The organism is Microbacterium sp. PAMC22086 (genome assembly GCF_019443525.1).
Lineage (GTDB): Bacteria > Actinomycetota > Actinomycetes > Actinomycetales > Microbacteriaceae > Microbacterium > Microbacterium maritypicum.
In genome coordinates, this window is the sequence record NZ_CP080380.1 from 758,373 (window position 1) to 771,234 (window position 12,862).

13 protein-coding genes are annotated in these 12,862 nt (G+C 65.6%); 9 read left to right on the top strand and 4 right to left on the bottom strand.

The window, feature by feature from the left end:
* Nucleotides 1–7 precede the first annotated feature (7 nt).
* From KY497_RS03665 to KY497_RS03690, 6 genes are all read left to right on the top strand, one after another.
* Nucleotides 8–1,078, top strand: a complete 1,071-nt coding sequence (locus KY497_RS03665; protein WP_375140927.1) for a hypothetical protein — start codon at nt 8–10, stop codon at nt 1,076–1,078.
* Between the two features lie 295 nt (nt 1,079–1,373).
* A complete protein-coding gene (locus KY497_RS03670; RefSeq protein WP_151487465.1) occupies nt 1,374–2,102 on the top strand; it encodes a TnsA-like heteromeric transposase endonuclease subunit in 729 nt (242 codons plus the stop codon).
* A gap of 377 nt (nt 2,103–2,479) precedes the next feature.
* The gene (locus KY497_RS03675; protein ID WP_170287955.1) at nt 2,480–4,255 is read left to right on the top strand and encodes a DDE-type integrase/transposase/recombinase; all 1,776 of its coding nucleotides are present in this window, start codon (nt 2,480–2,482) and stop codon (nt 4,253–4,255) included.
* Entirely contained in the window at nt 4,252–5,343 is a 1,092-nt protein-coding gene (locus tag KY497_RS03680) for an ATP-binding protein (protein WP_151487467.1), read from the top strand. Before KY497_RS03675 ends, KY497_RS03680 begins: the two co-directional genes overlap by 4 nt.
* A complete protein-coding gene (locus KY497_RS03685; protein ID WP_219869848.1) occupies nt 5,340–7,169 on the top strand; it encodes a TniQ family protein in 1,830 nt (609 codons plus the stop codon). The genes KY497_RS03680 and KY497_RS03685 overlap by 4 nt, the downstream gene beginning before the upstream one ends.
* On the top strand, nt 7,139–7,450 hold the full coding sequence (locus KY497_RS03690) for a hypothetical protein (RefSeq protein ID WP_219869849.1): 312 nt from the start codon (nt 7,139–7,141) through the stop codon (nt 7,448–7,450). Before KY497_RS03685 ends, KY497_RS03690 begins: the two co-directional genes overlap by 31 nt.
* Before the next feature lie 459 nt (nt 7,451–7,909).
* Here the strand turns inward: KY497_RS03690 and KY497_RS03695 are convergent, their stop codons facing one another.
* The 3 genes from KY497_RS03695 to KY497_RS03705 form a co-directional block, all read right to left on the bottom strand.
* On the bottom strand, nt 7,910–8,695 hold the full coding sequence (locus tag KY497_RS03695) for a hypothetical protein (protein ID WP_061683262.1): 786 nt from the start codon (nt 8,693–8,695) through the stop codon (nt 7,910–7,912).
* Nucleotides 8,696–8,728: 33 nt separating this feature from the next.
* On the bottom strand, nt 8,729–9,169 hold the full coding sequence (locus KY497_RS03700; RefSeq protein WP_151487469.1) for a zinc ABC transporter ATPase: 441 nt from the start codon (nt 9,167–9,169) through the stop codon (nt 8,729–8,731).
* A 105-nt stretch (nt 9,170–9,274) separates the two neighbouring features.
* Nucleotides 9,275–9,577: a response regulator transcription factor gene (locus KY497_RS03705; RefSeq protein WP_219869850.1), complete on the bottom strand. Its 303-nt coding sequence runs from the start codon at nt 9,575–9,577 to the stop codon at nt 9,275–9,277.
* Between the two features lie 167 nt (nt 9,578–9,744).
* On the opposite strand from KY497_RS03705, the gene KY497_RS03710 reads away from it, so the two are divergent.
* The 3 genes from KY497_RS03710 to KY497_RS03720 all read left to right on the top strand — a co-directional run bounded on the left by KY497_RS03710 (nt 9,745) and on the right by KY497_RS03720 (nt 12,319).
* Nucleotides 9,745–10,032 (top strand): tyrosine-type recombinase/integrase, encoded by a 288-nt coding sequence (locus tag KY497_RS03710; RefSeq protein ID WP_051498748.1) that lies wholly within the window; start codon nt 9,745–9,747, stop codon nt 10,030–10,032.
* Nucleotides 10,022–10,357 (top strand): helix-turn-helix transcriptional regulator, encoded by a 336-nt coding sequence (locus KY497_RS03715; RefSeq protein ID WP_060960789.1) that lies wholly within the window; start codon nt 10,022–10,024, stop codon nt 10,355–10,357. Before KY497_RS03710 ends, KY497_RS03715 begins: the two co-directional genes overlap by 11 nt.
* Before the next feature lie 732 nt (nt 10,358–11,089).
* Nucleotides 11,090–12,319 (top strand): hypothetical protein, encoded by a 1,230-nt coding sequence (locus KY497_RS03720; RefSeq protein ID WP_223849007.1) that lies wholly within the window; start codon nt 11,090–11,092, stop codon nt 12,317–12,319.
* 74 nt (nt 12,320–12,393) lie between these two features.
* Here the strand turns inward: KY497_RS03720 and KY497_RS03725 are convergent, their stop codons facing one another.
* Nucleotides 12,394–12,783 carry a heavy metal-responsive transcriptional regulator gene (locus KY497_RS03725; protein ID WP_017828519.1) on the bottom strand — a complete coding sequence of 130 codons (390 nt, stop codon included), beginning with the start codon at nt 12,781–12,783 and terminating at the stop codon, nt 12,394–12,396.
* Nucleotides 12,784–12,862: the final 79 nt, after the last annotated feature.

The following is a 12,862-nucleotide window of genomic DNA, read 5'->3' on the forward strand; positions in this document are numbered from 1 at the left end:
GGATGCCGTGTTGGTGGAGGCTCGAGAGCGTCATCGGGCAGGGCAACCGGTGCTCGTGGGAACACAGAGCGTCGCGGAGTCCGAACACTACGCAAAGGTGCTCGCCGAGGCGGGAATCGAAGCCCACGTGCTCAACGCCCGCAACGACGCGCGGGAGGCCGCAGTCATTGCAGAGGCCGGCGAGTATGGGGCGGTCACGATATCCACCCAGATGTCGGGGCGCGGCACAGACATCCGCCTCGGAGGCATCGACGAGCACGACCATCGTCGCGTCGCGAGAAGCGGGGGACTAGCGGTGCTGCAGATCGGCAGGTATCCGTCCGGCCGCCTTGACGCGCAGTTGCGCGGCCGCTCAGGCAGGCAGGGCGACCCCGGCACTACCGCCACCTTCGTGAGCACCACCGACGAACTGGTGCAGGCCAACGCTCCTGACCACCTGCTCGAGAAGATCCGACGACGAGGATCGCAACTCGACCAGACCACGCTCGGTTCCATCATCGACCAGGCGCAGCGGATCGCCGAGGGCATCCAACACGACCGCCACCGCGACACCTGGGACTTCAGCCGCGCGATCGCCCGCCAGCGCGACACCGTTCTCGGCGACCGAGAGGCGGTCATGAACGGTGACCGCGCCGCCCTAGAGGTCACTCGACGAATACCAGAGGCATTCGATCGCCTTGCCTCGGCATCCTCCCCGTCAGTAGTTGCTCGTCTCGCCCGCGACGTCGCATTGTGGTGTCTCGACGAACAGTGGTGCGACCATCTGGCACATCTGACGGAGATCCGCGACGGCATCCACCTGCAGGCCCTCGCCGGCGTCAACCCGCGCGATGAGTTTCACCGCATCGCACTGCGCGAATTCCGCGGATTCTTCGCGTCGGCTTATGACCGCGCCGCCGACATCATCCGTGACGTGACACCCGACCAGCTCGGGCAGGACATCACTGTGCTCGGGTTGCGCCGACCGTCGGCAACGTGGACCTACATGACCAGCGACAATCCCCTGGGTAGTCCGATGGACCGCGCCGCGCGCGCGGCTGGCAAATGGATTCGGACACGCGTCTATCGGATCGAGTAATCTCGCCGAAACGGATAACTCTCGCTACAAAGACTCGCGTTCTTGCTGGACAAGTCGGCATCTGAACGCGCCAAAGTCTTACTGCGTGGGGGACATCTCAAAGCGGTTCCTACAACACACTTGCGCGTCGATGACGTTCTTCACAAGTGATTGAGCTGCGGTCAGCGGGCTCGGGTGTGACGACGCGAGCTGATCTCGTTGACATTAATAGGCGATAGCCCTATAACCAATTTATGCGACGTTGCGCTCCCGTCACGGCGGTACGACGAGAAGGTGGTCTCGGCCGGTGCAGCCGATGAGCCTGATGGGTGCGGCGGCAGTGCAGATTCGGGGCCGCGACGACAGCGTCAGCGTTACGGAGCTCTCGTTGCTCACTCTGCCGGCGTTTGACGCCGCGACCCCGTGGCGACGCTTTCGCGCCTATCGCGGTCAGCGTCATTACTCCGGTAGCTACTGGTCGGCGACGATGGAATCGCTGGTGGGGTATGAGTCGAGGCTCGAGCTCGCCAACCTCCTGGGGGAAGACTTCGACCCGTCGACGGTGTGGATCCTCTCGCAGCCGTTCCTTGTCGAAGGGAGGGACGGGAGCCGCAAGCGGCGGCATGTGCCGGACTACCTCGTGGAGCGTACCGGCGGCCGGGCTTGTGTGATCGATGTGAAGCCCGCCGCTCTTCTTAGTGATCCGAAGATCGCGGCCGCGTTGACGTGGTCGGGGCAGTTAGTCGAGTCGATCGGGTGGGACTACGTCGTGCTCAGCGAACCGGAGCCAGTCCGCCTGAGCAACCTCAAGTTTCTCGCGGGCTATCGGCGGGCATTCCAGTTTGCGCCCGTCGAAGTCGAGGCGGTCCGCCTGTCTGTTCAAGAGCCGATGACGTTCGGGCAGGCTTGCCGAGTCGGTGCAGCGCAGCTCGCCGAGCCCGAGTATGCGCGGGGAATCGTCCTTCACCTTCTTTGGGCAGGACGGCTCACGACTGATCTCTCAGCGCCGCTCGCTTCGACAGCGATTGTGGAGCCAGCGTGGTGATGCTGTCCGACGAGCCGACCTTCGATATCCGCGTGGGTGCGAGCTTCAGCTGGGACGGCTCCCTCTGCACGGTCGTCGAGATAGCCGGAAACGCGATTGTCATTCAGGACATCAACCGTCGCCTGCGGCGCCTTCACTATGCGGAACTGCTTCGGCCGCCAAGCGATGGGGGCCGCGCCCGGTTCCCCCGGGATCCTGGTGGCGCTGCGATCGACCCGCTCGCTCTCATTTGGACGCAGCTATCGGCAGCCGAGCAGGAGGATGTGCATCAGCGAGCCGATCACGTACGCGAAGTTCTCACCGGGTACAAGTCCGGCAGTGCCGCACATGCACGCCCAGGCGAGCCGCGGGACGAGTACTCACCCGACAGCGGAAAGATGTCCCGCTACCGTGCCAAAGCGGCCGAGGTGGGCGTTTCAGAGCGCACGATCAGCAACTGGGTGGCTCGATACCTTGAGGCGGACGAACTGGGTCTGATGGACAACCGCCGCGTGAAGCCGACGCGCGGGCTCGGGAACCTCGACCCGCGGTGGGTCGACATGGTGCGCACTATCCAGGCAGAGCAGATTACGGAACCCCGCGTCGCGCGGAAGGTGATCATGCGACGCGTGGCAGCGCGGCTCGAGCGCGAGTACGGGGTCGGCGTGGTGAAGATCCCCTCGAAGTCTGTCCGGTACCGAGCGTTCCGCGACCTCGACTGGGGTCGGAACACGTTCGACGGAAGCACGAAGGCGAAGCGATCGAACGCGAACAAGCCGCAGAGTGCGTTTGGTCGCTTCGCTCCCACTCGGCCAGGTGAGTACGTCCTCATGGATACGACACCGCTGGACGTGTTCGGATTCGATCCCGTGAGCGGCGACTGGGTGAACAGCGAACTCACCGTCGCGATGGATCTCTACGATCGAGCGATCGTCGGTATGAGGCTCACCCCGACCGCTCGCGCTATGGACGTCGCCGGTGTGCTCCTCGAGGCGATGCGTCCGTTCGAGATCCCCGAAAGCTGGGGTAGGACGGCATCATGGCCCTACTCGGGGGTTCCCGACACGCTCATCGTCCGCGAGGACCACATCCAGGTCGCAAGGTTCATCCGAGCCAACCTGCCCGAGACGATCGTCGTCGACCACGGCAAGATCTACCTCTCCGAGCATGTGCTGAGCGTCTGTTCGCGGCTGGGGATCTCGGTACAGCCAGCCCGACTGTACATGCCCACGGACAAGGCCGCGGTGGAGAGGTTCTTCCGCACCGTCAAGGAGCTGCTGAGTCAGCTGCCTGGCTTCAAGGGAGAAGACCTGTTGGCCCGTGGTCTCGACGCTGAATCTGATGCGGTGTACACCATCTCGCAGCTCGAGGAGATCATCCGCGAGTGGATCGCGACCGTTTACCACGTGCGCCCGCACAGCGAACTGGCTGACCCGCTGCTGCCTGGACTGGAGATGAGCCCGCAACAGCGATACGAGCAGGGCGTGGCGACGGCAGGCCACCTCCGACTGCCCCAAGATCGAAACATCGTGCTGGAGATGCTCCCTGTTGTGCACCGAACGATCCAGCGGTACGGAATCGAGAACTGGACGCTGCGCTACAAGGACGACGATGGGGTGCTCCGCAAGTACCGTAACCGGTCGCAATCCCTCTACAACCAGGGGCGAGACTGGCCCTTCTTCGTCAACCCCGACGATGTCCGATACATCTACTTCCACGACCCCGAAGACAGCACATGGCACACCCTGTCCTGGGAGCGAGTCAAAGAGGTCAACACCCCGTTCGGAATCGACGCGCTCGAGTACGCGAAGAAGCTGGCCGCCTCGAACCCGCAGATCCCGGACACCGAAGCAGCTCTGACCGCACTGCTCGCGCGGTGGGGATCCGGCCAACACCTCACCCCGCAGGAGCGCCGTGCCTCCGCACGGCAGGTCGCCGCGCACCGACACGAGACCGAAGCGGCAGCCATGACATCGATCCGCCTGACGCAGGAGCTCATCGCACGAAGCAGCCCCGGCGTGACTCTCCCGAGTGAGGAGCTGGCCGGTCCCCGTGCCGTCTCCCTGTCCTCTCCGGCGCCGTTGGGTGGCGACGACGACGTGGACGACGAACTCGACCCCACCGAGTACGACCCAGACCCGGAGTTCTACGCGACCGCCCTGGAGGATTTGTGATCAAGCCTGACACTGGCCCGTCTACCTACGAGTGGTGGAAGTACCTCGCCGAAAGGCCGAGCCCGGTCCGGCCGGAGCGACTCTCTATGGCGCAGATTCGCGCCCTCGACACCGTCGCGCGCAGGGACTACGGGCGGCAACGCCGGCGATGGCACGAGAGCATCCTGCTGCGCACACCGCAGGTTGTCCGTGCCAATGAGCAACTCGACGATCTGCTTGAAGCCAACGAGGACGCGGTGACCCGCGTTCGGGCCGCTGCGGCCATCGACGCTCCGCCGTCTCTGGGCAAGTCGACCACCGTCGACGCGTACGGACTCAGATACCACCGGGAACAGATCGACCAGCTCGGCGAGTACGTGGATGATAACGACGACATCCTGAGGATCCCCGTGTGCCGAATCACGCTCACCGGCGATGTGACGATCAAGGGGCTTCACCAGCAACTATTCGAGTTCTACGCACACCCGGCGCGGCGGGCGACCACGGGCAGGGTGCTCGCCCGCGATCTTGCCACCATGGCGGGCGACGCAGTCCGACGCCACGAGACGCGGCTGATCATTATCGACGACGTCCACTTCCTCCGCCCGGGCACCGAGAAGGGCGAGCAGGTCGCGAACGAGCTCAAATGGCTCGCTAACGAGTACCCCGCGACCTTTCTGTTCGCCGGTGTCGCTCTGAAGCAGCGAGGGTTGTTCTCCGAAGGCCGCAACGGTGAGTTCGCCGCCTTGGCGCAGACCGGCCGGCGATGGACACTGCTGCAGCTCCACGCGTTTGATCCGCTCACGGCGATCGGCGCACCCGTGTGGCGCGACACGCTGCTCGGGATCGAGCAGCGACTGATGCTTGCGCGGATGCGTCCGGGCACCCTCGCCGACACGCTCAGCGACTACCTCTACATTCGCTCGACAGGCGTCATCGGATCGTTGATGCAACTGATCCGCCTGGGAGCGATACGCGCCATCCGCACCGGGAAGGAGACCCTCGACACGGATCTCCTGGAACAGGTCTCGATCGATGAAGCTGCGGAGATCGCACGTGGCGCTACAGCAATTCTCGTGAACAAAGCACGGCGAGTCGCCCGATCATGACCGAGCTTCGTCGTCTGCCGTTCCGGGTTCGCCCCATGCCAGACGAACCTCTTGACTCCTGGCTGGAAACGATGGCAGCCGCGCACGGCGTCACTTTCGGACAGATGATCGTCGCACTGGGACTATCCGGCCCAGCGGCCGTCGAGCAGGATCAGCACTACTCCGTCGGGCGTCTGAACCGGTGGTCGTTCCACCTCGACGAGGGACCACTCGAGCGCCTCATCCACACGACAGGGTTGTCGGCCGACTGCCTGCAAGCCATGACCAGGTCGGCGTTCGCTTCGACGGTGACCAAGTACACGCTCAAGGGGCGGCTGAGCATCCAATGTCCGACCGCGGGGACGCAAGGGCGCTTCTGCCCGGAATGCCTCCTCGACTCTGGTGGCCGGTGGAGGCTCTCGTGGACGTACGCGTTCGTGTCGATGTGCCCTCGTCACCGGCGCGTGCTCAGCGACATCTGTCCTAGTTGCGGTGAGGCACCGCGCGCACGCCCGCAACCGATGTATCTCGTCCCACGACCGGGATGCTGCCACAACAGGCCACACCGCGCGGCAGATCCGCGTCAACGCTGCGGCGCCGATCTGCGCGACGAGACCGGACGCGTCGAGGCAAGCACGGGGATGCTTGCTGCGCAGCGAGCCCAGTTCGCGACGATCTCTCAAGGCGTCGGTCGATTCGGCATGTACCGCGACAACCCGCAAGCTGCACCGCTCGTTATGGAGGATCTCCGAACCATCGCTCGCATCGCGGTCCGTGCTCTCGTCAATGGCGAGGACATCGATGCTGGAGATATCCCGTCGGCAACCCTCGGTAAGGCACTCGACGAAGACGGCATCCTCCGCAAGGAACGCCCCCGAACCTCGGCGCTGGCAGCGCTCGGAGCCAGTCTCGCCTTCCAGGCGGTGCAGGACCCCGACCGCCTCTTCAAGCTCCTCCACGGCCGTATCCCACCATCAGCGGTGTTCGATCAACACAGCCTCCAGCTGAAGGTCTCGGTTGCCCGATCGCGCGGCCTCAACATGCGCCACCTCACACACATCCAGCACCTTGTTCCCCCTCCACCGTCCGGAGCGAAAGAACGAGCGCGCAAACTTCCCGCACAGATCTGGCCCGAGTGGGCGGCGCAACTTCGGATTCCCAAGACCGATCCCGAGCTCGCAGCCGCCGCCGTCTCCACAGCAGTGATGATCGCAGGCACCCGCCTCAGCCACGTCGAGGCCCTCGAAATGCTTGGATCGCCACTGCCCCGGCACCGCGTCCGGGATACCACCCGGTTGCTGCGCGACACCGACCCCGCCAAGAACCTCTTGCTCCCCATCGCCCGCCTCGCCATCTACCTCGATGCCGAGAACCCCCCAATCGACTACGCGCGCCGACGCGCGCTCGACTACGCATCACTCCTCCCGGCCGTCGACTGGAACGCGATCGCAGCCCGGGTCAACACTCGTCGCGGCGGCGCCCCACGACTGCGACAGATTCGGCTGCTGCTCTACAGCTGGCTCAGCGGGAACCATCCAGACCAGGCCCGCAGCTCTTCCGGCCGCACTCCGCCGCGGAGGTCACGAACGCCCGAGAGCTGGCAGCCTCCCTCTCGCACGAGTTGGAGCTCGAGCTCCTCAACGTGGCCCGACGCTTCCTCGAGGCGCATCGCATCAACGAACCCGTGCGCTGGAGTCCTCCCCTCGACGTCGCTGACTGGAACCCCACGGTCGACGACGCCGAACGCACAGCAAGGTGGCCCGTCAACCAGCCCGCTCGCGAACACCTCCGCACGACATTCACGTTCAGCGAACTCGTGGACGAATACCGCAGCGGCCGGGCTCTGAAAGACCTCGCCAGCGATTCGGGCGTCGGTCGCTCGGTTATCAGCCGTGTCCTGAAAGAGGCGGGAATCGAACTCCGACCCGCGCACGCCCCACGCCAGGTCGTCGTCGACGACGACCGAATCCGAGTCGACTATCAGAACGGCCGCACGCTCGAGGCGATTGCACGCGAACTTGGATGCAGCGAATCCACCGTTGCCCGGAGACTCCGGCTACTCGACGTGCAACTCCGGGCGCGCGGAGGCCGAACCAAAGACCTCGCCGAAGTGGTGATCTCCGAATGAGTGACAGACCGCGGGACCCGGAATACCGACTCGGTGAAGGAGAAGCCGCGCCGATCGCCCCAGGCGACAAACACGGAGTAGTCGCTGTCGCTCCGAACACAACTGGGGATCATCGTTCGAGTAAGACCGCACCTGTGGTCAAGCCGTGGTCGGCACCCCACCTGGCGCCGCTCTTCATGGAACTCACGTCAGCGAAGACCGCGCCGAGCTGGGCGCGCCGTGCGGTGAAGATCATCCATCGCTACACCCGTGAGCACAGCGAACCGCCGACGTTCCGCGAACTGTTCAGCGAACTCGCCACCCAAGATCCCGACTACGCCGACCATGAGGAGGCGTGGTCGTCACGGGCAGTCCGGAACCTCGTGATGGTGCATTGGCGCAGGCAAGGATGGGTGCGATACCGGACCGAGACCCGCACCCTCCGATCCGGCCCCAACGCGAACCGCGACCTGTTCCCGGCTACCCGTTCGGCTCTTCGGGAGGGAGCGCGTCGAGAAGCTCCTCAAGAACGATGACGAGCTCGTTGTAACCCTGCATGTAGAACAGCGCGTCTGAGCCCGGTGTTTCACCGTCGATGACGCCGGCGAGGACCGTGCGCGCTTCCCGGGTCGCGGCCTGCAGGCGCGTCTCGATGCCCGGGAGGCTGCGGATCCATTCGTCGACGAGGGTGAAGCGGATGGGCGTGAAGTCGTGCGCGTCGACGCCGACGTGGAACTCGTGCCCGTGCGGGCCGTGATCGCGGGCATGCGTGTGACCGTGCAGCAGCGGGACGCCACCGTCGCTGCGTGGGCGGTGGGTCGTGTGCCGGTCGGTGCCGTGCGAGTCGCCGCTGTAGGGGTAGTGGGATGCCAGAATCCGGTACCCGTGGCGTGTGCCCTCAATGACCTCGGGGAGGATGCTCCACCCGGCCGCCTCGTACACCGGCGTGAACCGTTCGATCGCGCGCCTTGACTGTGTCGCCGGCGAGACCCGATCATGGTTGCCGGGCACGAGGAACCGTCGCCCGTTCAGGTGCGCGGTCAGCCCGACGGATTCCTCGATCGGCCCGAGCGCGAGATCACCGAGATGAAGCACAACGTCGTCCGGGCCCACCACATCGTTCCATCGTCGCGCAAGCTCCGCATTCATCTCTTCCACGGTCGCGAACGGACGCTCGGCGAGTTCGCTGATGCGTGCGTGACCGAAATGCTGGTCCGAGGTGACGAAGTCGACCTGGTCGAAGTCGAACCACGGATACTCGCTCACAGCTGCTCTCCACGCTCGCAGTCGAGGCTGCTTCTACAGCTCATCGACGTCGACGCCGAAGCGCGCCGCCACATCCTCGAGCGGTTCACCGCTCATGCCATCCCGCTCACGCACCACCCGCTCGACCTCGCGGTCGTCGATTGCTTCGACCAGCTCCTCGAGTACTCGGTCGATGTCGCCGCCGTTCGCGGCGGCGACTCGCGCCACTTCCCTTGCCGCGTCAGCGAGCGTGTAGAGACGCTCCCAGGGGTGGTCTCCGTGACGGGCGATCGCGACGGTCTCACGAGTGTAGGAGCGGTCGTCCCCGGCGACGAGCCAGCGTTCCTCGCCCTCAGCGGTGATGAAGAAATCGACCACACACTCACCGCACGGCATCTTGTAGACGCCCGGTTCGGTGGGCGCCGCCTCGGTCGCACGCGTGATCATCTCGCGGATGACGCCTTCCCAATCGACCGCCGGTTCATCGTCGCCCATGGTGACCTCCCGAAGTAGAACAGAGAAGTGTCTCACTTCGGCACCGCGGCGTCTAGGGCTCAGCCCCGTCGCGTTCGCGCATCAGTTCGCTTGACCACCGATGGTCTACCCGAGCTGGTGGGCAAGAATCACAGCCTGCACGCGGTCGCGGACGCCGAGCTTGGCGAAGATTCGGTTGATATGCGTCTTCACCGTTGCGGGTGAGAGATGCAGTGCCTGGCTGATCTCGCCGTTGGAGAGGCCGAGCGCGATCGCGTTGAAAACGTCGCGTTCTCGGGGGGACAGAACCGAGAGGCCCTGTCCGCCCGGGACGGGCTGGTCGCGGCCGGTGTAGGCGTCGATGAGCTGCCGTGTGATGCGGGGCGTCACGATGGCATCGCCTCGAGCGACGACGCGTACGGCGTCCACGAGTTCTTGGTGTGTCGCAGTTTTGACGAGGAACGCACTCGCCCCCGCGCGGAGTGCCCCGAAGGCGTACTCGTCCAAGTCGAACGTCGTGAGTACGATCACGCGGCTCCGCAGCCCGCCGTCGACAATTGCGCGGGTGGCGTGGATACCGTCTTGACGCGCTGTGGGTGACGGAACGCCGCACCCGACTGTCGGCCGGCTATCTCGACCGGCGGTTCGCGGAGCTGCGGGACGAGGCCGGCTTGTCAAAGGCCCTGACTCTGCACAGCCTCCGGCATTCGTACGTGACGCACCTGCTCGAGTTCGGCTACGCCGACCGATTCGTCCAGGAGCAGGTCGGGCACATGCATGCTTCGACGACCTCGATCTACGCCTCCGTCAGCTCGGACTTCAAGAACCGGGTACTCGCGGACGCATTGAAGGCCCTCATCGAAGGAGAAGCAGATGACCGTTGAGCTCGAGACCGCATGGAGCCTCCGCAGCGTGATGGCCTCGCGCGGGATCTTCCAGACCTCCAAGCTGAAGCCGTTGCTCGAGGAGCGGGGCGTCGACCTGTCCCGGGAACAGGTGTACCGACTGGTGACGCAAGCACCGCAGCGGGTTCGCATCGACGTGCTCGCCGCGCTGTGCGACGCGTTGGAGTGCTCGCTCGACGACCTCGTGCAGGTCACCCGCCGGGAGGCTGCGGCCCCGGTCGCGGTGGGTGAAGAGGCGACGCGGGGTGCGATCGGCGATCTGCGGCCCGTGCGGGCCACGATCCGTCGCCCGCGCTCGAAGTAGGCCGCGGTGGCGAAGCCTCCGCAGGAGCCCAGGGTTGCTGAGGTCGCCGGGCTCGTCCACGCGATCGCGCCGGAGATCCCGGTGGAGCGCCTTGTTGAGATCGTGGCTGAAGTCGCACCCGTGCCGCTCACCCAACGGCGTCTCGAACTCGCACTCCTCAAACAACCTGGAGTCCTCGAAGGGCGACACCGGAACGTACCGGTGACGGTGCAGGATCTGGCCCACGCTCTCGTGAACGAGGGTGCCGGGCGGGTCGTCTTGCCTACATGCGATTCCTGTGGACGTGCCGTTCGGATGCCTCACAAGACGCAGACCGGCGGTCGCCACTGCTCGCGCTGTGAACGGAATGCCCGATCGGTCGCGTGTGCCAGATGCGGACGAGTTCAGCCCGTGCAGCGCACCGTCGATGGGCAACGGTTCTGCCGGGACTGCTGGCGAGCCGATCCGCGGTCGTTCGGCGACTGCTCGCGATGCGGGCAGAACGCCACGATTATCGTCCGTCGCCCCGCGCTCGTCTGTCTCGCGTGCTACACCGCGCCGGTCAAGATGTGCGAGCTCTGCGGGGAGCCGGGCCGCGTAGCGACGCACCTGGACGGCCGACGGGTCTGCGCCCGCTGCTACTACGCGATGCGACGCCCCCAGCCGTGCCCGGAGTGCGGGCGGAAGGTGTTCCTCACTGGCTTCATGAATGGGCACAAGGTCTGCGCCGAGTGCGCAGGAGCTCCCGTGACGATGGCATGCCCGGGATGCGGGACGATCGAAGAGGTGCGCAAGCACCGGCTATGCGTAGAGTGCCGGCGACCTATCGCCATCCAGCAACTGCTTGCTGACGACAGCGGAGAGATCCGCCCCGAGCTGCACCCGCTCGCGGAGTATCTGGTGACGCACCACGGCAGTGCGATCTCCCTCGAGCGGTGGCTGTACAAGAGCCGCTGTGCGGTCGTCCTCCGTGAGCTCGCCGATGGCACGCTGCCCCTCACCGCGGACGCGATCATGACCAGAGCGCACGCCGGCCAGTCCGTGGCATTCCTGCTCTCGCTCCTCATCCGCTCAGGCGTGCTGCCCGATTTCGACATCCAAGCGGCGAGGTTCGAGCACTGGTTCCAACGGTGGCTTCCGACCGTCCCCCATCCCGAGGACCGGCTCCTCCTACGGCGGTACTGCACCTGGGAGCTGCTGCCGTCGGGCAGATCACTCAGGGGCAGACCAGCTACGGCCGTCCGATCCGGCTCCACCTATCAGAAGGTGCGTGCGGCGCTGAAGCGGTGCGCGGCCCTCCTGCAGCAGATCCGCGCGAGCGGCGAAACGCTGACGACATACCCGCAGCGATCTCTCGACGGCTTCCTCACCGGTTCGCCCTCACAACGGGATGCCCTCGCGCCGTTCACCCGGTGGCTGCGACGGCACCGCCTGAGCCGCCTCCGGGTCGAGTTCCGCAGCCATCGCCTCGAAGGGCGCGACTACGCCGCCGACCATCGGTGGACGATGGCACGCGCGTTCATCACGCGAGACGACATGGATCCCGTGACGCGAGTCAGCGGATTGCTCGTCCTGTTCTACGGGCTCCACCTGACCCGCATCGCAGCGATCACCCGCGCACAAGTCGATACGACCGCGCGCCCCATGACGCTGACGGTCGGAACTGAACCGATCGAGCTGCCCGAAGTCCTCGCCGAAGCAATGGTCCAGCTGCTCGACGGCAACCGCTCCGACACTTGGCTCTTCCCGGGCAGGAACCCGGGCCGACCGATCACCCCCGGGCCGCTCAGCCGTCGACTCCGTCAAGAAGGACTCCTCGCCGGCAGCGCTCGTGTCACCGCGCTGATGGACCTCACCCGACAACTGCATCCTCGAATCGTGTCCGACCTGCTCGGCATCACGGCGTCATCAGCTGCCGCCTGGGCACGCCTCTCCGGGGGCGAATGGTCCGACTATCCCGCGCTGCGCTCAACCTCGACCTGAGCACCAATGGCCTCCCGCTACGCTTGCGCCTCCAGTGGGACTGCCTGAATTATCGGACAGACCCCCGGGCTTGGCTACAGATAGCGGCAGACCTGATCCGAGCTGCACGTGTCGGGCTCGACGTGCTCGGCCTGGTCGCGGAGCCCGGCGAGGGTGTCGCGCAGGTCGTGGAGCTGCCTGAGCTGCTGGTCGATATCGGTGAGGCGTGCGTCGAGGAGGTCGCGGACGTGGCTGCAGGGCGCTTGGCCGTGGTCGCGGATGTGGAGGATCTGCTGGATCTGGGCGAGGGTGAGTCCAGCGGCTTGGCCGCGGTGGATGAAGTCGATTCGGGCGATGGTCTCGGCGGTGTAGTTGCGGTAGCCGCTGGGCGTGCGCCCGGCCGGCGGCAGGAGCCCCTGGTCCTCGTAGAACCGCAACGTCTTCGCCGTGGTGCCGGCCGCGTCGGCGAGCTCTCCGATCCGCATTCCCCGCCCCCTTTTCGCTGGTCGCAAATTTCGTGCTTGACCTTCCCCTGTGGTGGAAGGTTCATGATGAGTGTATCAG